Annotated in this window: 22 protein-coding genes; 14 read left to right on the top strand and 8 right to left on the bottom strand. The window is 41.7% G+C overall.

Going from position 1 to position 23,916, the window contains the following annotated elements; translation table 11 throughout:
- Position 1 precedes the first annotated feature (1 nt).
- From ABJF57_RS16785 to ABJF57_RS16760, 6 genes are all read right to left on the bottom strand, one after another.
- Positions 2 to 628: a hypothetical protein gene (locus ABJF57_RS16785; RefSeq protein WP_462232491.1), complete on the bottom strand. Its 627-nt coding sequence runs from the start codon at positions 626 to 628 to the stop codon at positions 2 to 4.
- Positions 625 to 1,317 carry a multiheme c-type cytochrome gene (locus tag ABJF57_RS16780; RefSeq protein ID WP_462232490.1) on the bottom strand — a complete coding sequence of 231 codons (693 nt, stop codon included), beginning with the start codon at positions 1,315 to 1,317 and terminating at the stop codon, positions 625 to 627. Before ABJF57_RS16780 ends, ABJF57_RS16785 begins: the two co-directional genes overlap by 4 nt.
- On the bottom strand, positions 1,314 to 3,656 hold the full coding sequence (locus ABJF57_RS16775; RefSeq protein WP_462232489.1) for a molybdopterin-dependent oxidoreductase: 2,343 nt from the start codon (positions 3,654 to 3,656) through the stop codon (positions 1,314 to 1,316). The genes ABJF57_RS16780 and ABJF57_RS16775 overlap by 4 nt, the downstream gene beginning before the upstream one ends.
- On the bottom strand, positions 3,649 to 3,873 hold the full coding sequence (locus ABJF57_RS16770) for a chaperone NapD (RefSeq protein ID WP_462232488.1): 225 nt from the start codon (positions 3,871 to 3,873) through the stop codon (positions 3,649 to 3,651). The genes ABJF57_RS16775 and ABJF57_RS16770 overlap by 8 nt, the downstream gene beginning before the upstream one ends.
- A gap of 67 nt (positions 3,874 to 3,940) precedes the next feature.
- Complete coding sequence (locus tag ABJF57_RS16765) at positions 3,941 to 5,203, bottom strand: alginate export family protein (RefSeq protein ID WP_462232487.1); 1,263 nt, start codon at positions 5,201 to 5,203, stop codon at positions 3,941 to 3,943.
- 340 nt (positions 5,204 to 5,543) lie between these two features.
- Positions 5,544 to 5,849: a hypothetical protein gene (locus tag ABJF57_RS16760; RefSeq protein WP_462232486.1), complete on the bottom strand. Its 306-nt coding sequence runs from the start codon at positions 5,847 to 5,849 to the stop codon at positions 5,544 to 5,546.
- Between the two features lie 148 nt (positions 5,850 to 5,997).
- Here ABJF57_RS16760 and ABJF57_RS16755 point away from each other — a divergent pair, with 148 nt between their 5' ends.
- Positions 5,998 to 6,135 carry a hypothetical protein gene (locus ABJF57_RS16755; RefSeq protein ID WP_462232485.1) on the top strand — a complete coding sequence of 46 codons (138 nt, stop codon included), beginning with the start codon at positions 5,998 to 6,000 and terminating at the stop codon, positions 6,133 to 6,135.
- 28 nt (positions 6,136 to 6,163) lie between these two features.
- Here the strand turns inward: ABJF57_RS16755 and ABJF57_RS16750 are convergent, their stop codons facing one another.
- Complete coding sequence (locus tag ABJF57_RS16750; protein WP_462232484.1) at positions 6,164 to 6,511, bottom strand: 5-carboxymethyl-2-hydroxymuconate Delta-isomerase; 348 nt, start codon at positions 6,509 to 6,511, stop codon at positions 6,164 to 6,166.
- A gap of 307 nt (positions 6,512 to 6,818) precedes the next feature.
- Here ABJF57_RS16750 and ABJF57_RS16745 point away from each other — a divergent pair, with 307 nt between their 5' ends.
- Positions 6,819 to 7,157, top strand: a complete 339-nt coding sequence (locus tag ABJF57_RS16745) for a PadR family transcriptional regulator (RefSeq protein ID WP_462232483.1) — start codon at positions 6,819 to 6,821, stop codon at positions 7,155 to 7,157.
- Positions 7,150 to 9,771, top strand: coding sequence for an ABC transporter permease (locus ABJF57_RS16740; protein WP_462232482.1), 2,622 nt, complete (start codon positions 7,150 to 7,152; stop codon positions 9,769 to 9,771). The genes ABJF57_RS16745 and ABJF57_RS16740 overlap by 8 nt, the downstream gene beginning before the upstream one ends.
- A gap of 34 nt (positions 9,772 to 9,805) precedes the next feature.
- Here the strand turns inward: ABJF57_RS16740 and ABJF57_RS16735 are convergent, their stop codons facing one another.
- Positions 9,806 to 11,149, bottom strand: a complete 1,344-nt coding sequence (locus tag ABJF57_RS16735) for a serine hydrolase domain-containing protein (RefSeq protein ID WP_462232481.1) — start codon at positions 11,147 to 11,149, stop codon at positions 9,806 to 9,808.
- A gap of 204 nt (positions 11,150 to 11,353) precedes the next feature.
- On the opposite strand from ABJF57_RS16735, the gene ABJF57_RS16730 reads away from it, so the two are divergent.
- The 11 genes from ABJF57_RS16730 to ABJF57_RS16680 all read left to right on the top strand — a co-directional run bounded on the left by ABJF57_RS16730 (position 11,354) and on the right by ABJF57_RS16680 (position 23,903).
- Positions 11,354 to 11,686, top strand: coding sequence for a PadR family transcriptional regulator (locus ABJF57_RS16730; protein ID WP_462232480.1), 333 nt, complete (start codon positions 11,354 to 11,356; stop codon positions 11,684 to 11,686).
- Between the two features lie 2 nt (positions 11,687 to 11,688).
- Positions 11,689 to 14,325 carry an ABC transporter permease gene (locus ABJF57_RS16725; protein WP_462232479.1) on the top strand — a complete coding sequence of 879 codons (2,637 nt, stop codon included), beginning with the start codon at positions 11,689 to 11,691 and terminating at the stop codon, positions 14,323 to 14,325.
- Positions 14,326 to 14,446: 121 nt separating this feature from the next.
- Positions 14,447 to 14,995: a hypothetical protein gene (locus tag ABJF57_RS16720; protein ID WP_462232478.1), complete on the top strand. Its 549-nt coding sequence runs from the start codon at positions 14,447 to 14,449 to the stop codon at positions 14,993 to 14,995.
- A 95-nt stretch (positions 14,996 to 15,090) separates the two neighbouring features.
- Positions 15,091 to 16,188, top strand: coding sequence for an AraC family transcriptional regulator (locus ABJF57_RS16715; RefSeq protein WP_462232477.1), 1,098 nt, complete (start codon positions 15,091 to 15,093; stop codon positions 16,186 to 16,188).
- An 86-nt stretch (positions 16,189 to 16,274) separates the two neighbouring features.
- Positions 16,275 to 17,360 carry a serine hydrolase domain-containing protein gene (locus tag ABJF57_RS16710; RefSeq protein WP_462232476.1) on the top strand — a complete coding sequence of 362 codons (1,086 nt, stop codon included), beginning with the start codon at positions 16,275 to 16,277 and terminating at the stop codon, positions 17,358 to 17,360.
- Positions 17,361 to 17,450: 90 nt separating this feature from the next.
- On the top strand, positions 17,451 to 18,503 hold the full coding sequence (locus ABJF57_RS16705) for a DUF4407 domain-containing protein (protein ID WP_462232475.1): 1,053 nt from the start codon (positions 17,451 to 17,453) through the stop codon (positions 18,501 to 18,503).
- 73 nt (positions 18,504 to 18,576) lie between these two features.
- A complete protein-coding gene (locus tag ABJF57_RS16700) occupies positions 18,577 to 19,461 on the top strand; it encodes a dienelactone hydrolase family protein (protein WP_462232474.1) in 885 nt (294 codons plus the stop codon).
- Between the two features lie 68 nt (positions 19,462 to 19,529).
- Positions 19,530 to 20,621, top strand: coding sequence for a helix-turn-helix domain-containing protein (locus ABJF57_RS16695; protein ID WP_462232473.1), 1,092 nt, complete (start codon positions 19,530 to 19,532; stop codon positions 20,619 to 20,621).
- A gap of 118 nt (positions 20,622 to 20,739) precedes the next feature.
- A complete protein-coding gene (locus ABJF57_RS16690) occupies positions 20,740 to 23,082 on the top strand; it encodes a TonB-dependent receptor (RefSeq protein ID WP_462232472.1) in 2,343 nt (780 codons plus the stop codon).
- 208 nt (positions 23,083 to 23,290) lie between these two features.
- A complete protein-coding gene (locus ABJF57_RS16685; protein WP_462232471.1) occupies positions 23,291 to 23,476 on the top strand; it encodes a hypothetical protein in 186 nt (61 codons plus the stop codon).
- Between the two features lie 88 nt (positions 23,477 to 23,564).
- The gene (locus ABJF57_RS16680) at positions 23,565 to 23,903 is read left to right on the top strand and encodes a PadR family transcriptional regulator (RefSeq protein ID WP_462232470.1); all 339 of its coding nucleotides are present in this window, start codon (positions 23,565 to 23,567) and stop codon (positions 23,901 to 23,903) included.
- Positions 23,904 to 23,916: the final 13 nt, after the last annotated feature.

Below are 23,916 nucleotides of genomic sequence, written 5' to 3'. Positions count from 1 at the left end.
TCTAGTGATTTTCAGCTTTTACTTTTTCCGTATTTAATCTTGAAGGCCATCGCTTCTCAAAAGACGGCTTGTGTGGATTGTGACATCCTACACATGTTTGTGACACCCTCGGGGGCACCCAACCTTTGAGTCGCTTACCATGAGCGCCTCCTTCCCAATCTTTAGACTGAGTCGAATGGCACTGTGAACATTGTTGATATGAATGATCGAAGCTGATGCTGGTCTTCGTCAAAGAAGTAAGCTCGTCGGGCTTGTCCATGTTGTGACATGTCATGCAATTCATGGAAACAGGGTTGGCGTGAGTCAATTGAATATCCCAATGTGCTCCTTTCCCTTCATTCAACTTTTCTAACTGCTCTACTGGCTTTGTATGGCAATTTGAGCATGGGAATTTGGTCATTTCCTGAATGCGAGATGGCACCAAAAACTGTGAATCCCGAGATTGAATTTTGGTTAGCACTGTAGCTATTTCTAAATCCTCGAGTCGCTCGAAGCTGTCAAAATCATAAGCGATTGTATCCGTATGCCTTGCAATCAGGTCCAGGTTAGATTCCTTATGTCCACCGGAGCAGCTCCATATTGAAATACTCACAATCGTCAGAATAAAACAAGTAAATACATTTTTCATTCTGTCCCCCCTTCTTCTTCTGTGGACTTTCGCTCCCACGTGATCTGACGACTATTTGTAGGTGCATGACATTGCAGGCAATTGACACGCTCAGGGTGACTTACCCGAATCTCTTTGGCAACCGATGGTGCTCCATGGCAAGAAAGGCAGCTGCCTCGTACCTGAAAATCATGTGGGATGGGTGGAGGGCTACCATCCAAAACACCAGACCCGATGCGCTTGGGTGTTGGTCTTTTAAATTGACTTGAAACGAACAATTGATCCGTTTTCTTAGGTACATGGCATTGATTGCAATTCAGAAAATCTGGATGTGGAGTGATTGGAGCGAATGCTTTAAATCGATCTACATATCCACCGGTAGAATGGCATTGCAAGCACGTCTTCCCACCTATGCCTTTTTCACTTAGCACTGGATGAGGAATCTTTGGAGGAGCTCCGTCATACGCCCGATTCTCATAATATTCAGCGAGGGTTTTCTCACTTTCAATGGATTGTAGTTTGCTAAAGTCAATCGCCAGATCCTGAAGATTGAAAACTTCACTTTCCAACATCGTGGTAGGTATAGCATCTGATGACTCTTCCGGAATCACCGAGGCACTTACATTGGACTGACGAATACTTAAATCAAAGATCACAATGGCTGAAATCATGAGGAGGATAATGAAGAATATGATTGTTTTCCCCTTCATACCTTCTCAATTCGTACCGCACATTTTTTATAGTCCGGTTGTTTGGAAATGGGACAAAATGCATCCAGCGTAAGCTCATTGATCAGAAAAGACTCATCAAAAAATGGAACGAAAACCTGTCCAGGGGTAGGCTTACCGCGTTGATCCACGGAAGCATCCATCACAATTTCTCCCCTCCGAGAAACGATCTTGACTTGGTCTCCATTGCGGATATTAAATCGCTTAGCATCTTCAGGGCTTACCTCTACATAGCTTTTAGGTACAGCCTGGTGAAGAATAGGGACTCTTCGTGTCATGGAACCCGTATGCCAGTGCTCGAGCACTCGGCCCGTATTCAACCAGAATGGATATTCGGCATCCGGAACTTCCGGTGCTGGTTCATAAGGGCGTGCCCAGATCCAGGCTTTCCCTTCAGGCTTACCATAGAAATCAAACGTATCGCTCTTACAAGCCGGGTCGTACTTGCCATGGTACCTCCACTTCGTTTCTTTACCCTCTACATATGGCCACTGTAAACCTGAATTCGTCTTCAGTTCTTCATATGGTGCCATCGCATGCTTCTTGCCCTCATGGAAGCGGGTATATTCTTTCCATATTTCTTCAATGTGTGTCTCTTCACTCCAGGGAAAGAGCTTCTCATACCCAAGCCTTCTCGCCACCTCGATGAGCTGCCATGTATCACTCATGGCCTCACCCGGAGGTTGCAGCAGTTGATCAAAATGTTGCGTTCTTCGCTCCGAGTTGCCATACATCCCTTCTCGTTCGATCCACATCGCGGAAGGCAGCACTACGTCTGCTATATCGGTAGTCGGAGTAGGATAAACATCTGACACTACAATGAATCGATCATCTTTCTTGGCTCCATTGCGGTAGCGATTAAGATGCGGCATAGTCACCATAGGATTGGTCACCTGTATCCACATGAAGCGGATGTCTCCACGATCTAAAGCTCTAAACATGGAGACGGTGTGATGGGTCGGTTTGGAAGGAATATTCTCCACGGGCACTTGCCAGATCTCAGCAGCCATCTTGCGGTGTTCTTCGTTCATCACCACTCCATGCGGCAGCTTGTGTGTGAGAGTGCCTACTTCTCTTACCGTACCACAAGCACTCGGCTGTCCGGTCAAAGAAAATGGACTATTCCCTGGTGTGGAAATTTTACCGGTAAGTAAGTGGATGTTATAGATGAGATTATTAATCCATGTACCCCTTGTATGCTGATTTGCACCCATGCACCACAGCGACATGACCTTGTTGTTTGGATTGCCATAAAGAGATGCCAGGTACTTGATATCTTTGGCCGAAACGCCACTGTATTCTGCTACTTTCTCTGGTGTATAATCTTCGAGAAAGTTTTCAAAAGCCTTAAAATCGATATTTTTTGCTTCATCCTTAAATTTGAAATGCTCCTCCAGGCCGTAACCGATGTTGGTCTTTCCTTCTTTAATCGCACAATGTTTTTCAACGAAACCTGTATTCACCCATCGTTTCTTTACAATCTCGTAGCAAATCGCATTGGCGATGGCCAGGTCTGTCTGTGGATTGAAAAGAATGGACTTATCTGAAGCGTGGGAAGTACGAGTGGTGCGGGTAGCTAAATCTATGATTTTGACCGGTCGTTTTAACCGGTTGTCAAGGATACGAGAAAAAAGTACCGGGTGCATCTCTGCCATGTTGTTCCCCCACAATACAAATACGTCAGCGTGATCGATATCCTCGTAACAACCCATGGGTTCATCCAGTCCAAACGATGTAAGGAATCCAGTTACTGCACTGGCCATACACAATCTGGCATTGGCCTCCACGTTGTTCGTTCCAATTGCCCCTTTGAAAAGCTTGGATGCCACATAGCCATCAGGAATAGTCCACTGTCCAGAGCCGTAGATAGATATGGCATCTTTTCCACTTTCTTCAATAGTGGATTGCATTTTTGAAGCTACCAGGTCCAACGCTTCTTCCATGCTCGATTCTACGAGCCTTCCATTCTTTCTGATCAAAGGTTTGGTCAGTCGGTCATTGCCATAGAGGGCCAACACAGAATGATAGCCTTTCACGCAGCATAGTCCTTTGTTTACTGAGCTGTTGGTATCTCCTTTGACGGCTACCGCCTTGCCATCCGTGATTCCCACTTTTAAACCACATCCTACGCCACAAAAACGACAAGGAGTCTTGGTCCATTTCACATCTGCAGCTCCCAGCTTTTCAATCATTCGCTCCTGCTCTTCAGCAAATACAATTCCAGGGAACATGGTAGCAGCTGCGGCAATGGCAGAAGCACGTGCAGCCATTCGTAAAAACTGGCGCCTGCTCAGCTCTTTGTTTTCTGTTGTATCATTCATATCCGGACACTAGTGAAATGTGTTTGATGTTTCGATTGGACTCTATTTGTTTAAGAAGTACTTTATCTGCTGTTTCATCCTGAGTATCTGTAACCAGGACCAGTACCTCTTCATTTTCTGCAGGATGAATTTCACACCCACTCATGCCCCCTATGTCTTCCATCAAATGTTGCTTTTGATCTGGTTGAGGGATGATGATGTAGCTCTTTATCGGCATGCGTTAGGTTTGTTATTCAAGTTGTAAATCATTTTCAACATATGAAATGACATTTGTCATGCGATAGCTACTCCTTGCCGTCTATTTGGAAGAAGGTGGGCTTAATGGTAAGCATCACCCATGCCCAGTTATTATTCGCCCCTCCATCGCCACCTTTCAGAAGTTCCATTGATGAAGAACCAAACATCTGAGAATATCCCCAGTGGATCTGTACATCTTCATATAGCTTTCTGGTAAGGACAAGGTCTACTTCCGACCCTAAATATTTGTCTGCAGCTTCAGCGGTAACCGGATCCAGCTGATCTGCCTGTGAAGCGAAATAATGATACGCCACGGTTGATTTCCATTTGCCAATTGGGGTTTTCCACTGTAAGAAAATATCCTGAAGTCCTACGGTACCAATGTGGTTACCCACGTAGAAGTAGTCCATTAGCCCATTGAATTTGTGGTTGGTGCCGAAGAAAGGGTTGAAGGCACTGTTGTCGGTGGATGAGCTTAGCTCATTGTTGCCGGAGAGCACCTCATATCCTAGCATCAGACTTGAACCTTCTTTGATCTGATAGGTAAGGTCAAGCTGATATTGGAAAGCAGAAAGGTCATTACCTCCACCATCTTCTCCAACCTGGAAATAGAAGGTAGCTCCTGGCTGAAGCTTCCCTTGCAGGTAGTCCGCATTCCCACCAATCGTTTGACTGAAATAGGTATCGCCATCTGTAGGTGTACCCGATTGTTGTCCATTATTTAAAATTAAAAAGGAGGCGGTAATGGAGCTCCATTTCTTCTTCATCCAAAGAAATTGTAAGGTCTTGTAGCTTCGGGGAACAGAGTAGAAGTTGGTTACAGATTGAACACCATCCTGATTGTAAGCAGCTGCCAGTTTCAAAGTAAAGTCATTTTTGCTTGTTTCGAACAGCAATGCATCGTGGCTCCTGGCTTGCTGAGCCCATGCTACGTTTCCGAAAATCCGGGAATCGTCCAGAATAATTTCTTGTCGACCTGCCTTTATGCTAGAAGATTCGCCTAGTTTCAACTTTCCCCAGGCCTCGTGGACGGCTGTAATGTTTCCACCATTATTCACCAGCTGACTTTGACTACCCCAAACACGGATGTCTTGCAGGACGATCTTGATGGAATATCTATCGCTCCAATAGTCTGCATTTAATCGGGTACGCTGCTCAGTGAAAAAAGCAGGGTCCTGATCTTGCTCTACGAGCGACTGAAATCCATGACGGTATTCTGATCGTGGGCGGATTTCACCGGATAATTTGAATTGGGCCTGACTGAAGAAGAATGAGGCAATGAATAGGGTTAGGAGGGCTAATCTTTTCATGGCGTCAAATCTTATAAAGACCGACGGCATAGGTTATGATGTTATCCAATAGTTGGGCTGATAAAAATCAGTTAGAGCTTCATTTAGAATGAGGCTCTATGAACTTTTTCTTGATTAGTTAAGTGGTGTAACTACCCTGCAAAGAGTGTAATTGCAAGTATGGTGAGGTATACTACGAGTAAGATTTTCTTAGCCTTCATGATTCCATTAATTAGTCCTGAGAATAATTAACGTATTCTAGCGTCAGTGTTGCATTATTTATTCGAAATATTAAGAATGTTAGATAGATATCTACTTAAAAGCCATTAACACGACAATTCACAAAGAACAGGTGACCACCTCACATCACCAATCCCTTCCTTATCTCTGGAAACTTACTGAAAAACTCACGTGCTTGATCTTCCGTACGAAATGTAGTAGAATATCTTCCATGTTCGTGATGAACGTGCAGTTCCATGTATGTATAAAATCTTCCCTTTGAGCGAAATTTTAAAACAGCCTCCTCTACCGAGTAGTCCTGCTGGTACAATTGCATCAGAGCTTTCGGTTCCAATGGAAAAAGGGAAGAATGTTGATCATATGTCTCAGTCACCTTATTGATCCATACATCCAAATCCAGGCCTTCACTCTTTCGTGATATGTGCATATTCATGATGGTTTTACTAAAATTTTTAGTAAAACTACATGTTTATCAATTGATAAAAAAGTGAGGAGTAATGGAAACGGTTGTTTTCGCTTCGCATTCCTCGCGATGACAGGTACTTAATGAAATTCGATTAGCTTCTTTTCTACGCATGAACCTAACAACAAAGGAAATTGCTTCAGTGCAAAATGTACTCCCAGACAGCATATTGAAATCTAAGTATCGACTTAAGCAAAAGCTGGATCTCGCGAAAGAGGATGATCTAATCAACTTTTTAAATGCGCTTTAATGACTATAGCAAAGGGAAGTGGTATTCTCTACAACTTCGCCTTATTGCAATAAGTAGCCGCCTCGAAATCGGATACATTCATGGCGATGGATGGCACATCCGGGAGCATTTGGTTCAGTTTAGATACTATTCCTTTAGATAGCGCTGCTTTCTTTTCTGTCGTACGCCCCTGCATGATGTAGCCAAATACATGAACAAACGGTTGATTTACTTTCCCTCCCACCATTGACTTTTCAAAACGCTCAATTCTCACTTTAATGTCCTGCTCAGCAAACAACTGACTAGCAACAGCCTCTTCATGAATTGCTTGCAAAAAGGCTTCTTCTTTCTCAGGAGAAATGGTGTCTTTGGTTGTGTGTAGTAGAAAATGTGGCATGAATTGGTTGAAATGATGTGAAAAAGTTTATTACGCGTAAGAGCATCAATTGGATTGATTTCTCAAACTCAAGGTTAACCATTTTAAAATTCATAGATGGGAAATAGAAGATGCCGGATCAAGTCCGGCATGATGGCCCAAAGTATCCAATCAGCTTAGCCCAAATAATAGAGAGAGCAAATATGGAGAGCAAATATCAAGAAGACATATGTAAACCATTATCGAAATGATAGGTATTACTACAAATAGGAAAATACGTATTAATCCATTACCTTAGTATTCCTACAAATAGGAAAATACTTAACTCATGAAGAAGTTTAAGCTTGGTGAATTTGAAGAAATCGTACTCTTGACCGTAGCTGTACTGGATGAAAATGCTTATGGCTATAGCATAAAAGAAGAAATCTCGACACGGCTAGGTCGATCTGTAAGCATAGGTGCACTTCAATCTTCACTCACTCGAATGAAAGACAAAGGATACCTCACTTCGCGTAAGGGAGAAGGAAGCACGGCTAGAGGAGGAAGGCCAAAATTGTATTTTCATATAACAGCGCATGGTATGCAAGCGCTTGACCACAACAAAAACGTCAGGCTTGATCTCTGGAATTCCATCCCAAGCAAAACGCAACAGCTCAGCTATGATTAAGCGTTTTGCTGATTGGCTATTCAAATGGTTTTGTAGAAAAGACCTCTACCTATTCATTCGTGGGGATTTACAGGAATACTATGAAAAGCAACGATCCAAACACTCACAAAAAGTAGCTGATCTTCTCTACATGAAGGAAGTAATTCTTTTGCTAAGACTTAATCTAATCGGGTTAAACCTATTTCAACTTTCATCTATAAACAGCTTAGATATGTTTAGAAATTACATAAAAATCGCCCTCCGTAACCTGAAAAGAAATCAAGCATACGCAATTATAAATATTGCAGGTCTGGCCACAGGAATCGTTAGTCTATTCTTCATATTAATCTTCATCGAGAAGGAGCTGAATTATGATAAGCATCACGAGAATGTTGACAGGCTATATCGGATATCCACAGAGACAACCATCAATGGCAAATTTGTAGAGATGGCAACCTCCCCTCCAGGTCTATCAAGAAGGTTAATTTCAGATTTACCCGACATTGAAGCAAGTACCCGAATTGTTGGCTTTCTTGGTATTCAGAAGAACATATTAAAAGTCGATGATCGTACTTTTCTTGAAAAGAAAGGTTATCTGGCCGATCCAAATTTTTTCGATATCCTCACCTATCCCATCATTACAGGAGACAAAAAAACCATGTTGGAAAAACCACAAAGCATCGTTTTATCTCATACACTCGCTAAGAAAATATTTAATAGCACGGAGGTGCTCGGGCGGGTAATCAACATAATCAACGACTATGGAAGTTTCAACTATCTGGTGACTGGTGTTTACGAAAATGAAGGCATTTCATCTCATCTCAACCCTTCATTCATCTGCTCCATGAATAGTGGATCCATTGGTGAATTTGTGTACAACAATGATCGGGTGTCAGGCAATAACTTTCTCTTCACATACATCAAAACGAAAGAAGGAACAGATATCACAGCGCTAAAGCATAAGGTTCCTACTTTTCTAGCTAAATATGTTGAGGATGCTAAGCATACGCACGGTTTTATACCTGTTTCTGATATTTATTTATACTCCCACAGTCAAAATGAAGCAGGCTTAGGAGGTGACATCAAGTACATCTACATTTTGATTACCATCGCCATTCTAATCCTTGCCGTGGCTTGCGTAAACTTTGCAAACATGGCGACAGCCCAGGCTTCTCAAAGAACAAAGGAAATCGGAATGCGAAAGACCTTTGGAGCACAACGAAAAATGATCATTGCTCAATTTTTGGGAGAGTCTACAATTATCACCTTGCTAGCCACGTTCATTTCACTGATTTGCATTTTCATTCTATCTCCTTATTACACCAACCTAACAGGTAAAGAAGTACCAATTGCACTCATTCTCTCAAAAACTCCCTGGCTACTTTCCATTGCGATAATTACCAGTTTGCTAGCTGGTAGCTACCCTTCCTTCTACCTCTCCACCATGAAGCTTCAATCCATCCTTGGCAGCAAGTCTACAGGTAACTCGGGCTCATTTCTGATACGTAAGGTCTTGGTGGTATTTCAATTTGCCGTTGGCATCCTACTCATTGTAGGTTCGCTTACTACCTTCAATCAGCTACGCTACATACAGTCAAAACAGCTAGGATTTCAAAGTACTAATCAGGTAGTAGTACCACTTCAAGCAGAAGAAGCAATTAATCAGTTGGAAAATGTGAAGCTTGCTTTCTCTTCGCTGCCAGGCGTGCAAAGCGTGGCTGGAACCAGCTACACACCCGCTGAAGTAGTCTTAAGTGATAATCGCTATCGAGCAACACTTTCTGAAGTAGGCGAAGGGGTGATTATTCGTCAAAATGACATTGACTTTAAGCTCATAGAAACACTCGGCATTGAAGTCTTGGCGGGTAGAACATTTGATCGGAATTTTGCAGAAAACGACTCATCGGTTGTCCTAAATGAAGCCGCCGTTAAAGCACTTGGTTTAAAGACACATGAAGTGGTAGATCAATTGATTTACACCTCCGAAGGAGATGGCGTCATCGGATATCGTGTCATTGGGGTGGTGGCGGACTTCCATGCAAACTCTCTCCATCGTCCCATCGAACCTTATCTGTTTGCCATGCGTCCAGGCAGAGGTGTGAGTTCACTTATCGTAACTATTGATAAAGACGACTACCGTCCAATTCTTTCCTCTCTGGAAAAAAGCTGGAATGAGATGTTTCCTACACTTCCTTTTGAGTTCGATTTTCTGGATCAACAGTTGAATGCGCGCTATGTCACAGACATCAAATTTGGTCAGGTGATCGTATTGTTTACAGTTGTTGCTCTGATCCTATGCCTCATAGGCATATTTGCACTCACTTCTTTCACCGTACAGCAAAGTCTTAAATCAATAAGTATTCGAAAAGTGCTGGGTGCTTCTGCTCAAAACATTTATTCAGTCATGCTGAGTCGCTTTCTATTGCTCATTCTGGTTGCCTCTGCAATCTCAATTCCTATTGGAATGTTTCTCATGAACAAATGGCTTGAGCTTTTTGCCTACCGTATTCAGCCCGGCTTATTTTCCATCTTACTGCCTATTGGTACAATCCTGATTTGTACTCTTCTTGTGGTAAGTGATAAATTATTGAAGGTGGCACGAGTGAATCCTGCGAAAATTCTGAGAAGTGAATGATCACGACATATAGTCGTCTTCTATTTCTGACTTTTTATTCTTCCAATACATCAATCAGCCGGTTCACAAAATCGTCAAAATCAAAATCACCATTATAGGTAACACCAAGGCGTACAACCACCAGTTGCTCTGATGGAATTATAAACACTCGTTGACCATGAAATCCTCCCATGTAGTAGGTGTCTTTGGGTAGCTCAGGGTGGGAAGCCTGCAACCAAAATTGTCCACCATATCGTCCCAACGCTTCTGAATCTAAAGGCGCCTGCTGCACGAATGAAACCCATGAAGCAGGAAGAATTTGTTCACCTCCCCACCTACCATCATTTAAATAAAGCTGCCCAACACGCGCCCAATCTCTGGCGGTAGCCCAGCCAAAAGAAGACCCTACAAAGTGCCCTGAAGCATCCGGTTCAATGAGAAATGAATAAGCACCGATGCGATTGAATAGCTCTTGATTGAGGTAATCCAGGTATTGATCATCATTCGAAAAGTAACTGCGCATCAGTCGCATCAACAGGTTGGTAGTCCCGGAAGAGTAGTACCATTTTTCTCCTGGAGCGGCTTCTAGTGGCTTGCTTATTGTCGCTTCCCCCATGGAATCACTGATCCAAAGCATGATGTTTGCATCTGAATAAGAACCGTAATCTTCTTCAAATCTCAACCCGCTACTCATCTGCAAAAGGTCTTGATAGGTGATGCTTTCTTTGTCCGTATTTTTCCACTCGGGTATAGGTACTTGCGTATTCAGACGGAAGAGACTATCCCTAATCATAAGCCCTGCCATAGTGCTCGTCAGGCTCTTAGTCATACTCCAACCCAACAAGCGTGTATCTTTTGAAACCTCCGGCGCATATTGCTCACCAATGAGTTTTCCTTTATAAAGTACAACTACTCCACGCGTATTGATGGTGTTTTCAGGATCGTTTTCGAAAGCTGAGGTTATGATCTTTTCGATTTGACGTGATTGCTCACCTGTAATTACCGCTGTTGTATCATCTTCAAACCAGTTTTTTAGGCTATCCATTGGTTTAATAGATGCTTCAAAGGTCTTTTCTCTAAGTTCTTCCTCAGGCAGTTCATTCACAAGAACACACCCCAATCCGTCTCTGTATACCGCCTTGCGGGGTACTAAACCCCACACATTGGAGGTTGTAGATTGGGTCGCGTAATTCACATGAGTGTTGGTCAACCCAATGAAAGAAAAACCCAAATCGATTTGTCTCACTGTCTTTTCATCGATTCCTGCCACAAACACACATGAACACAAATTTTTTGCCGCATATCCATTGACCACAAGAAAGTTGGGTTTCAAATAGGTGTAGTATGCTACCATCAATGTAGCCAGCAAGACGAGAAGAATAATGGCTAGTTTTTTCATATTTTCAAACATACACATATTGAGGAAGACGTTGGATCAATTATGGTATTGTCACATATTCGTTTCAGATCGCTGTTCAAACTCCTCACATACCCACTGCATGTCCGATGATTTTTTGGTAACGCTACTTTCTTATTATCGACAAATCAGAACATTATATTTTTATCTCCGTATATTTAAATCGACAAATCAGAATTTAATTACATGAAAGGAGATCATCTCGGAGAGCTTGAAGAGCTTGTACTGCTAACTGTTGGTTCGCTTTATCCAGAAGCATATGCCCCTGCCATTAAAAAAGCATTGGCCGAAAAAATGGAACGCAAAGTGGTTCTTAGCTCCATCCACACCGTGCTCAATCGATTAGAAAACAAGCAGTTTGTCAAAAGTGCTTTCGGGGAGTCTACGCCTGAGCGGGGAGGCAAACGTAAACGCTATTTTGAAATTACACCTCTGGGATTTAAAGCTCTTGAAGTCCTCAAATCAAAGAGGGATCTCCTCTGGGGAAATATGATTCAACTCATGCCTAACCTTCAATAAGAATGTCTCCAATCACTCCTCCCAAGTTTGCCTCCTCCTTGCTTGCACGATTAATCAGTAGTGAGTTGTATGAGGAAATATCTGGTGACCTAGCAGAGGAATACCAAGAACATACACGTGAAAAAGGGAGGCTATTTGCCAATGCAATTTACCTGTTAGAGGTCATACGCTATGCTCGCATGTATAGATCCGAAAGAACCTATCAATCTTCAAACTCATTCAGTATGCTACAGAGTTACATAAAAATTGCCTTCAGAAACCTCCTCAAACACAAGTCATACTCGCTGATTAACATCAGTGGCCTTGGAATAGGTCTGGCATGTGTCTTCATGATATTTCTATTCATCAAAGTTGAAACGAGCTATGATAAGCAACATGAAAGTGGGGAGGATATTTACCGACTTCAGCATGTTTACGGATACATCAATGCACAAGCTGCTCCCACCTATGCTAAGGACTATTCTGAAGTTGTCGCTTTCAATCGCATCAATTTTTGGAAGACCGACCTTAAGGTATCATTAACCAATACCGAAACGTACTACGAAGATCTATTGGTCGCTGACTCCAACTTCTTTGATTTTTTCACTTTTCCACTGCTTCGAGGGAATAAGCACACTTGCTTAAGCAATAAAAACAGTGTGGCCATTTCAAAATCTCATGCTGATAAATTTTTCGGCAATGATGATCCGATAGGTCAGGTAATCAAGATTGATAACGTTATCAATGGAGAGGAGATGCCTTTCAAAGTGACTGCAGTATTTGAAGATATTCCATACAATTCTCACCTGCAATTCAACATGGTGCTGCCATTTGAACTATTACACGATGATCGATCCCTAAACATCATGAACCTCTGGCCAAATGACTGGATCGGAAGTTATGTAAAACTCAAGCCTGGAACAGACCCTCAAATGATGGAGAAGAAGTATCAGGAAATGTGGAATAAGTACTATGATGCAGAAGCAGATTCGATCACCATAGATTACATGCCTCTCGAAGATTTATACTTAAAATCATACGATCTGAGAGCTGACTATACTACACATGGAAATATCAATCAGGTACGTATATTTTCTGCAATAGCAATCATAATCTTATTGATTGCCTGCATCAATTTCATGAATTTGGCTACCGCTCGTGCTTCCAAACGCTCCAAAGAAGTAGGAGTCCGGAAAGTAATGGGAGCTTTTCGAAAACAGCTAATTGTCCAGTTTTTTGCTGAATCCGCCATCATGACGTTCATTGCGGTCATACTGGCTCTTTTAATTCTCTTAGTTGCTATCCCTCCTATCAACAGGCTGGCAGAAATAGACTTACTTCTTGGCCTTACCAATGGTTTTTCAATTCTTGCTGGCTTGGTTTCGCTCATAATTATTACCATCCTGATTACCGGCAGCTATCCAGCTTTGTTCCTTTCTTCCTTCCAACCGATCTCAATTTTATCCGGAAATAGTGATGCGCGTGGCGGGAAAGGATGGGTAAGGAAAACCCTAGTGATTTTCCAATTCACCATTTCCATTACGCTTATCATTGGAGCCTTGGTAGTATATGAACAAATGCTTTTTGTAAAGCAGAAAGATTTGGGATTCGAACCAGAAAATACGTTGGTTATGCATTTTGGGAGTACCGATGCACTGCGCAGTAAATGGCCAATAGTAAAAGATCAGCTGCAATCCATTCAGGGAGTAAAATCCGTTATGGCAAGTCGACAAATTCCAGGGGATAACGCTTTTTACTGGGGATATAAATTTGAAGGCTTCACTGACTATGAATACCCGCATGGAGATGCCTGGCTAGGATATTATGTAGGCCATAACACATTAGATGCGCTCGGGGTAGAGATGGTATTGGGTCGCACATTTTCAGAAGATATCCCAACGGATAGCTCAGCATTCATCCTCAATGAAAGTGCGTGGAAGCAAGCAATCAAAGATTATGGTGCATCCTGGGAAGATCCTATTGGTAAGACCATTGAATACTACACCACACACAGTGGCAGCTGGGCTGTAGACAAAAAAGGAGTGGTCATCGGAGTGGCAAAAGACTTCCACCATCATTCGCTGGAGCGCCCAATCGATCCACTGGTCATTCACAATGCTCCTAGTCGAAGGTTATTGGTAAAGGTTCAAGCTGATAAAACCAACGAGATAATTTCCAGCATTGAAGACTTATGGCACAACTGGAATGTCCCTTCCGATTTTAATTATCAATTTTTAGATGCCTATTTTGAAGGTGCCTATAAAGACGAGGAGCAATTCAATAAATTCATCATCGTCTTTTGCCTACTTGCCATTGCCATTGCATGCCTGGGACTATATGGTCTTTCTTCCTTCGTAGCAGAGCAGCGCATCAAAGAGATCGCGGTTAGGAAAGTCTTGGGAGCACACGAACATACCATAGTAGGCATGCTTTCTAAAGATTTTTTAAAATTGGTTGGAATAGCCGTTTTAGTGGGTATACCTATTGCCTATTACTTTATGAATGAATGGCTCTCCAACTTTGCTTTTCGAATAGATCTTTCCTGGTACTTTTTCGTCCTTGGAAGCCTATTGGCAGCCATTATTGCGATTACAACCGTAAGCTATCATTCCATAAAAGCAGCTACTTCCAACCCAGTAAATAGCCTGCGATCGGAATGATTTATGTATTCATTGTAGAGGCCACATCCTCCATGATATAACAAGTCCATTTTCATTTTTGGCACTCATTTTGAAATACACCTCTACCAAAAGGTCAAATGTTTCACTAAATGAACTGCTTATGAAAAGGTTACATATACTCTTAGTACTGGTTACTTTAGGACTGTCGGGATGCTACTTTGATGATGGCACACGTGGCCCGAGAGGTTACGATGGTAGAGATGGTATTGATGGGGTAAACGGAGAAGAAAGCTTCGTATTTGAATATGAATTCAGCTTTACCGCTCCTGATTACAGTGCATTATTGAATCTGCCTAATGACTTCACCATGCTCGACTCTGATGTAGCGCTTGTCTATTTTTTGTGGGAGGTGACAGAAGATAACGTAGAGGTGTGGAGAGCACTACCACAAACTCTTTACTTCAACGATGGAGTGCTGGTGTATAACTACGATTTCACAAAATTTGACGTGAGTGTCTTCCTAGACGGAACGGTCAATTTCAACGGATTGGGAGCCAACTCTACTGATAATTGGATTGCAAGAGTGGTAGTGATACCTGGGCAGTTTTCCGGACGGATAGACTATTCAGATTATAATGCAGTCAAAGAATACTTCGAACTATCGCCATCAAAGTTGGCGACTAAGAATTATGAAAGTAGACCGAATTGATTCAAGCAACATTTAAGGATAAATGAGTCTCAAGATTCATTTACCCTTTCCTCTTTTCAATCAATAGATAGACCTAACTGTATATTTACTAGAATATGAAGCTGGGAATACTGCTAAATATTGTAGTTGGTTATGATGATTTACTCATCGTTATAGGTATTTTTTTATCCATCTGCCTCACAATTGTATTTGGAATCAAAACACGGCAGCATCTCTCCAATTTATGGCTGTCGCTTTTTTTCGTAGCAAGTTCAACGGTTTTCATAGTCAAGTTTCTGTATGCGACAGGGCAAATCATGTCCCACCCGCACTGGTTCAAAGTGAATTTTCCAGCTGGATTGCTTAGGCCACTTATGATCTATCTTTTTGTTTCATTCTTGCTAGAAAAAACTAAAAAAATCACATGGCACCACATGATTCAGTTTGTTCCCTTCCTTATGGTAGTCACTTACTTACTTCCCTTCTATCTTCAATCAGATAACTATAAACTAGCGGTACTAAATGGTGAGTTGGTAAACACCATTGGCATCATGCCTTCTTGGTATGTTTACTTTCAGTTCACCTATTCGGGGCTTTATCTTGCTTTTACTTTCTTAGTCATAAAAAAGCACTCCGGAAATATAAAACGTCCCTCCTCCGGACTAAAATGGATTTACTTTGTGCCGATCATTGGGGGCCTCTACCTGGTATTCGCATTGGGGCTAAGGATGACCGGATTAACAGGAAGTTACAATTACTACCTCTATGAAATGTTTGCTATCATTTTGGCAGTGTTGGTAGTTCGGCTGATGTATTTACAATCACTCGAAAAAAAATGGCTTCACGAAAAGTACACTAAGTCGCATCTTTCATCGAAAGAAATTGATGATCTGTTCAGTCAAATTTCAACGTTGATGATAACTGAACAATTGTTCAAAAAGAAAGATCTAAGGCTTATTGATATTGCCCAAAGAATCACAAAACCTGAATACCAGATATCTCAAATTATCAACGCACGAGCCGGCTCCTTCCATGAGTTTGTAAATACCTTCAGAATCGAAGATGCCAAGTTGCTGCTGCTTAAAGCATATCCAAAATTTACCATAGAAGGCATTGCTCATGAGTCAGGGTTTCATTCCCGGGCCTCCTTCTATAAGTCTTTCAGAAAACTCACCAAGCAAACACCTATGGAATTTGTGAATTCCGTCAAGTAGTTGTCCATATTCCCTTAAAGAGACAAAGTCAACTTGTCTTCGAACCTGTCAGCAGAGAGTTTTGAACAAAACTCAAAAATACCATTATGAATTTGTTCAAAATCACAATCGCGTCATTTGTACTTATTTGCTCATGCCGCTCAAGTATTTCACAAAAAGGAGAAAGTCAATTCTATGAGAAAATAGAAAGAGATCCGGGTGAAACAATCGTCTATCCTGATGAGCATTGGACCTACTCTTCTCCCGAAAACTTTGGTTACTCGATCGAAGCGTTTAAAGGTGTCAAGAAAAAATTCGAAGCTATTGGAGGAGAAGCCATGATAGTCGTAAAGAATGGCTATGTCATTGCCTCATTTGGGGACGTAGAGGTTCCCATCCCAAATTTTTCCATCAGGAAATCCTTTCTAAATAGTCTTCTAGGAATGGAGTATGACAAAGGCAACTTGAATCTCAAGGCCTCACTCACATCGCTTGGAATGGACGACCGTGAAAATCTAACTTCTATGGAAAAAAATGCTACTATAGAGCAACTCCTCAGAGCCTCCTCTGGTGTTTATCATCCAGCCAATCATGAATCCAGCCGTCAGAAAAATGATCGACCTCCTCGAGGTAGTCATAAGCCAGGCGATTTCTTTTACTACAACAACTGGGACTTCAACGCTCTCGGATCTATCTATATGCAAGAAAGTGGAAATGACCTATTTGAGGCATTCAGAGCCAATATAGCCGAAAAAATAGGCATGCAAGACTTCAGCGTTAAAAATACCAAGTATGAAAATGGAAGTTCCAGCAAACATCCCGCATACACCTTCAAAACATCAGCCAGGGATGATGCACGCTTTGGCTTATTGTATTTAAACAAAGGAAAATGGAACGATGAATCGCTTCTTTCAGAAGAGTGGATTAACAAAAGCCTGAGCCTACAGGCGACTACTGGTGAAGCATGGTATTACGATTATGGCTATCTATGGTGGGTAGATACAAGAAACAACATGTTTATGGCAAGAGGAAAAAGTGGACAATACATCGCGCTTCTTCCTAATGAAAATATGGTGATCGTATTTCGTGCTGATCCTGGTAGTATCATCAGAGAATGGATCGGCACTAGGGTAAAACCTCAAGAAAGCATGAGGTTGATTCTGCAGGTACTGAACGCCAAGAAAAATGACTGAACCCCTCTATTCCTACAAGTGATGACTATGGCCAGGTTTGTATTTTAATCTGGCCATATAACAATCATTCAGCCTTAGCGTTGAATTTTCATGAATCGCTTAAAAGAATTTTTCTGGCTTTGTGCTGGAGTAAACAACGACATTCTCAATAAATGCCCATCCGAATCAAGCAAATATGTTGGCATAGGAGCTACCATTTTCTTTACGGGTGTCTTCGCAGCGCTCGCCGGTGGCTATGCACTTTATACCATTTTCGATAGCTACTGGGTGGCTGCAATCTTTGGAGTTATTTGGGGGCTGATGATCTTCAACCTCGACCGGTTCATTGTCTCAAGTATGCGCAAAAATGGTGAGCCAAGACAGGAATGGCTTAGTGCACTACCTCGACTAGTATTGGCTATTATCATTTCTATAGTTATTGCCAAGCCGCTTGAGTTAAAGATTTTTGAAAAAGAAGTAGAAGCTGAGATCTCTCACATGATTCAAGAAGACCTTGCCGCTCAAGAGCAAACAGTTAAACAGCGATTTAATGAAACGAGAACACGACTCAATGAAGAGATATTGTCATTGAAAAATGAAATTAGCGAAAAGGCGAGCAAAAGAGATGAGTTGCGAAAAATTGCACAAGAAGAAGCGGATGGAACCGGAGGTTCAAAGCAGCGCAATGCAGGGCCTATTTACCAAATCAAAAAAGCAGATGCTGATCGTGTTGAAGCAGAGTTACAGACGCTTGTAGCGACCAACAATGAACAGATCAATGAAAAAGAAAATGCACTCGCTCAGCTGGACATACAAGAAAAATCTGCATTTGGAGAAATGAAAGAAAGTCAACTCACAGGCCTGGCTTCCCGCATTGAAGCGCTGGATCGACTGACTAAGAAAAGTAGTGCAATCTGGGCCGCTCATTGGTTCATCATGCTATTATTTCTTGCTGTGGAAACAGCACCCATCTTTGTGAAGATTATATCGCAAAGAGGACCATACGACTTTGTACTTAAGAAAGAAGAGTACGGATTTGAAGCGGCATATTATGAAGATCTGGCCAAGGTTAATTCTGTTATCAAAAAACGATCCGCTCGACTTACTCAGGACGAGATCGATTATGTTCAGAATCGACTCGGATTAAGTTTGGAGAAAACATAGCTTCATTCAGGCGAGATAATTATGCAATGACCGTATCTTTAGGTAAATAACTCCCTTAAAATACAGCTCGGCCATGAAAAAGATCGATACTAAAGACATTGCTCCAGAAGTATTCAAGCTCTACGATGACTATGCCCATAATCGTATGGAGCGTAGAGAATTCATCGAAAAGCTATCGCTATACGCCGTAGGTGGATTGACACTTACTTCTCTCATGAGCTCCATTATGCCCAACTATGAGGCCATTCAAGTAGCACAGGATAATCCAAAGCTCAAAACGGAAACGATCGAATACAGCTCATCTAAAGGAGGTGGCTCAATTAAAGCTCAACTTTCTCGTCCCAAAGATGCGAAAGGCAAGCTTCCAGGAATTGTAGTAGTACATGAAAATAGAGGGCTCAATCCTCACATTGCTGATGTGGGCAGAAGAGCTGCTTTGGCTGGTTTCATCTCGATCTCTCCCGATGCGCTGACTCCACTTGGCGGCTACCCTGGCAATGATGACGATGGTCGTACTATGCAGCGCAAGCGCGATAGGAATGAGATGCTTGAGGACTTTATTGCCGCATTTGATTTCTTGAAAAACCATGAAGAGTGCACCGGAAATGTAGGAGTGGTGGGTTTTTGCTTTGGCGGCTGGATCTCCAACATGATGGCTGTGAAAGTACCCGATCTAAAAGCAGCAGTGCCTTTTTACGGAGGCCAGCCAGCTGATGAGATGGTGCCTGGTATTCAAGCACCTCTCCTGCTTCACTTTGGTGAGCTCGATACTCGTGTAAATTCAGGATGGCCTGACTATGAAAAAGCATTAAAAGAAAATGGAAAGACATATACCGCTCATATATATCTCAACGCCAATCACGGTTTTCATAATGACACTACAGCTCGGTATGATGAGGAAGCGGCTAAGCTAGCGTGGAGTCGTACCATAGCTTTCTTTCAAGACAATTTGAAGTGAGTTTCAAGCAGCTTTTGACTTAATAATACCATTGTTCATTTAGTTACCTTAGAGGGAAAATCACCTAATTGGGCATCATCTATATCATCGGCACCGTTCAAGCTTTCTTCATAGAGTTTTTGCTCTTGAATAAGAAAAAGAAAGGACTTGCCGATAAGATACTAGCTATTTGGATGTTCGTATTGGGAGTTCATATATTCCTCTACTACCTTTTTTACATAGAGTATTACAATATATTCCCACACTTTATGGGAGTTGCACAGCCAGTACCCATGCTTCATGGGCCTTTGCTGTTATTGTATATACAAGCCTTGATCTACCCGAATGCTAGAATTAGCAAAACACACTTGTTGCATTTTATACCCCCGCTACTGTTCTACATTTTAATATTTCCTGACGCTTTTCTTACTACCGGACCTGAATTATTAAAATTTGCCTTTGAAACGCTTCAAACCGATCCACCACTTTATTGGGGAATTTTTATGATACTTAACCAAATTTCAGGAGCAGTATATGTTGTCTGGTCGTTAATCATTCTCAAGAAGCATCGAAAAAACATTGCTAACAATTTCTCTTACATTGAGAAAATCAACCTAGACTGGCTGGTCAAATTAATTATTGGGATGGCGGTGATCTGGGCAGTAGTATTGATTGTTCAACTAGACGATTATATTTATATAGCCGCCACGGCTTTTGTTTTTCTTATTGGCTATTTCGGATCTCGTCAGGGTGCCATATTTACCGATAATTCAGCAGTCACAAACATTTCTAAAAGTGACGCTGATAAATACCGAAAATCTTCCCTCACCTCTGATCAGAGTCGTCAATACCTGGATGCACTCCAAAAACTCATTGAAGAGGAAAAGCCTTACCTGGAAACCAAAATCACTTTGAAGGATATTTCTGAAAGATTAGGCGTACATCCCAATCACCTCTCTCAGATCATAAACGAGCAGTTGAAAGTGAATTTTTATGACTTTATTAATCAGTATCGAGTGGAGGAGTTTAAAAAAAGATTGACTGAAGACACCACAAAAAAATTTACTCTGCTAGCTCATGCCTATGACAGTGGCTTTAGTTCCAAGTCGTCATTCAACGAAGTATTCAAGAAATTCACTGGCTTGACGCCTTCCCAATACCAAAAAGAAGCTATTAGCTAAAACGTCCAGACTTTCAGGGATGGACTCATCCAACGTCCAGACTTTCAGGATCGGGCGATTGCAGGCTCATGCCACATCAGTTTTGCTTTGAACTTAAGAACTCAAAACAAAAACTGAAATGAAAAGACTAATCACAATTTCACTCATACTTAGTGCCTTTAGTTTAGAACTAATCGCACAGGAGTTGACACAAACGATACGCGGAAAAGTAATTGATGAAACTTCGGAGATTGCTTTAATTGGGGCAACTGTTCGCCTTTTGGATACAGACCCAATCATCGGGCAGATAACAGATATAACCGGTGAATTCACAATACCCAATGTGCCTGTTGGTAGATATTCGATTCAAATAACCTATGTTGGTTACGAATCAATGACGATTCCCAATGTGCTGGTTCACACCGGAAAATCTAATTTCCTTAGTATCAGACTAAAGGAAGCATTTGAAAAACTAGAAGAGGTGGTAGTACAAGGTGAAAGACCCAAAGATCTGCCCATAAACGAAATGGCCAATGTGAGTGCGCGTACTTTCACAGTAGAAGAAACTGAACGATACGCTGCAGGTTTGGATGACCCAGCAAGGATGGCTACTGCCTTCGCTGGCGTAACCAATTCAAATACCGGACAAAATGCCATTGTCATTCGAGGTAACGCTCCCAAAGGAGTGCAATGGAAAGTAGAAGGCATAGAGATTCCAAATCCCAGTCATTTTGCAGGATCATCTATTTCAGGTGGTGGATTAGTTACTTTATTAAGTAATCACGTCCTGGACAATTCGGATTTTCTGACTGGAGCTTTTCCAGCTGAATACGGAAATGCACTTGCAGGCGTTTTCGATATGAACTTAAGGCGAGGAAATAATCAAGATTATGAGCATGCATTCAAAGCAGGTTTGTTAGGTATTGACTTTGCTTCTGAAGGACCTCTATCTGGCAATAAGAATTCATCTTATCTATTCAACTACCGCTATTCTACGCTTGGGTTGATTGAACCAATACTCCCCGATGATGCCAATACAGTAAGGTATCAGGATCTGTCATTCAAACTCAATTTCCCAACACAAGCAGGTGAATTCTCTTTTTGGGGAATAGGAGGACATGATTTTGGCAAGAAAAATAAGGAATTGGTAATGGACCCTGACGAGTGGGAAGAAGAAGAAGATATGCTGGATGAGGAGTTTGGATTCGATGTTGGGGCGACCGGCATTAGCCATAAAATCAATTTTTCTAAAAAGACGCTTCTTAAAACAAGTATTGCAGCTTCCGCAAACAACGCTTACTGGGACGTAGATAAGCTCGATGAGCAATCTCGATTGCTTCCCAAGTCACGCGTAGAGAGTTTAACAGGTACTTATTCAATAGCAACTACTCTTAATCATAAATTTTCTAGAAAGATCATCAATAGAAGCGGGATGAAACTTCATAGGCAATTCTACGATCTGAAGATACGTGAGGCTGATCAATCCGGAGACCCGCTAACCACCATTATTAATCAGGACGGCACAAGCCATAGATGGCAGGGATTCACACAAACGAAATTCAGGATTAGTCATTCATTTGAAATTAATGCGGGGATACATAGTCAATACTTTGATCTCAATGACCAACTTACTTTAGAGCCAAGAGCTAGCGTAAAATGGAATCTAAGTACTTACAAGTCAATAAACCTTGGCTATGGTAACCACAGTCAGATTGAAGAAGCAAAAATTTACTTTGTTCAAGATGCTTCGGGCAACCTATTGAACAACAATTTAAAGCTGTCAAGAGCACATCATTTGGTGCTAAGCTACGATTGGTCCATCAATGAAAACTTGCGGTTGAAAGTAGAACCATACTATCAGCATTTGTACGATGTACCTGTGGTAGCTGATAGTTCGTTCTCTATGGTCAACTTTGAGCAAGATTGGTTTTTTGATAAGGAATTGGAAAATTCAGGAAAGGGAAGAAACTATGGAGTTGACATTACTTTCGAGCGTTTTCTTTCTCAGAATTTCTACTATCTCGTTAGTGGATCCATTTTCCAATCCGAATACCTGGGTGGCGACAAGGTATGGCGAGATACACGATACAATCGCAACTATGCCTTTAATATCCTTGGGGGTAAAGAATGGCAAATGGGAGCGTCAGGCAACAAATGGCTGAGTGTAAACCTTGGGCTTACCTTGATGGGGGGCAAGAAATTTAGTCCACTAGATACAGAAGCATCCTTGCTAGCACAAGAAGATACGAGAGACGAAAATAGAGCTTTTGAGTCTCGTGAACCGGCAGTTTACAATCTGGATATGACCATTTCATACCGAAAGAATCGACCAAAATTCTCCTCAGTTTGGTCTTTGCAAATGAAAAACATGGTAGGGTCTCCAGAGTTTGATGGCTATGCATATAACTATCAGCAGAACGCCATGATTGAGAAGGAGTCAACCATCATGATTCCAAACCTTAGCTACAAAATTGAATTTTAATCAAAATCCCTGTCCATATACTATATGTGGACAGGGATTAACACAATTACCGGGACTAACAAGATGTCAGGACTAATAAAAAGACTTTATCAGTTACTCAAAAAGTTAACTATCGAAAGATTGTTGTTTCTGATAGTTCAAGTCTTAAGTCTGGCCATACTAATCCTAATGATCACACTTATAATCTCATCTCTGTAACCAAAAAATCATGAAAGACATACAAGAACCACAAAACCTTACATTGTGTGAAGACAAACTCAATCATTTAAAATTTGAATTTTATAACGATGAGTATACTGCCAGTTTAATTGACTATGCGGGTTTTGAAATCCTCAGGGGGTATGGTCCAACGAGACTTGACGCTATCAATGATTTGCATAAGAATCTAATTTAGCTTTAGACAAAGGTGAAAGAAATTGTTCATTTCACGTAACCTTATTTTTTTCATCCAGTTTATAGACAAAGGTGAAACTAATAACGACATGAAAGGAACATACCTAGGTGAATTTGAAGAACTCATTCTTCTTACTGTAGGCATACTCAACGACGATGCACATTCGCTGGCGATACAGAAGGAGCTGGAAAATCAAAGTGGGCGTCAGCCAATGATCAGCTCAGTCCATAAAGTACTCGTGCGTCTGGAAGACAAAGGCTACCTCACCTCCCAAATGGGAGGTGCTACTTCCGAAAGAGGTGGTCGCCGAAAGCGACTTTATGAAATGACCGCTGCAGGAAAGAAGGCGCTCTCGCTTTCTAAAGAACTGCGCAACAAGATGTGGAACAACGTTCCTCAGGTAGTATGGGAAGGAGGTAAATCATGAGCCAGCCCTACCC

It is taken from the genome of Ekhidna sp. (genome assembly GCF_039940915.1).
Lineage (GTDB): Bacteria > Bacteroidota > Bacteroidia > Cytophagales > Cyclobacteriaceae > Ekhidna.
Note: the sequence above shows the minus strand (reverse complement) of the source record. Positions and strands in the feature narration are given on the sequence as shown.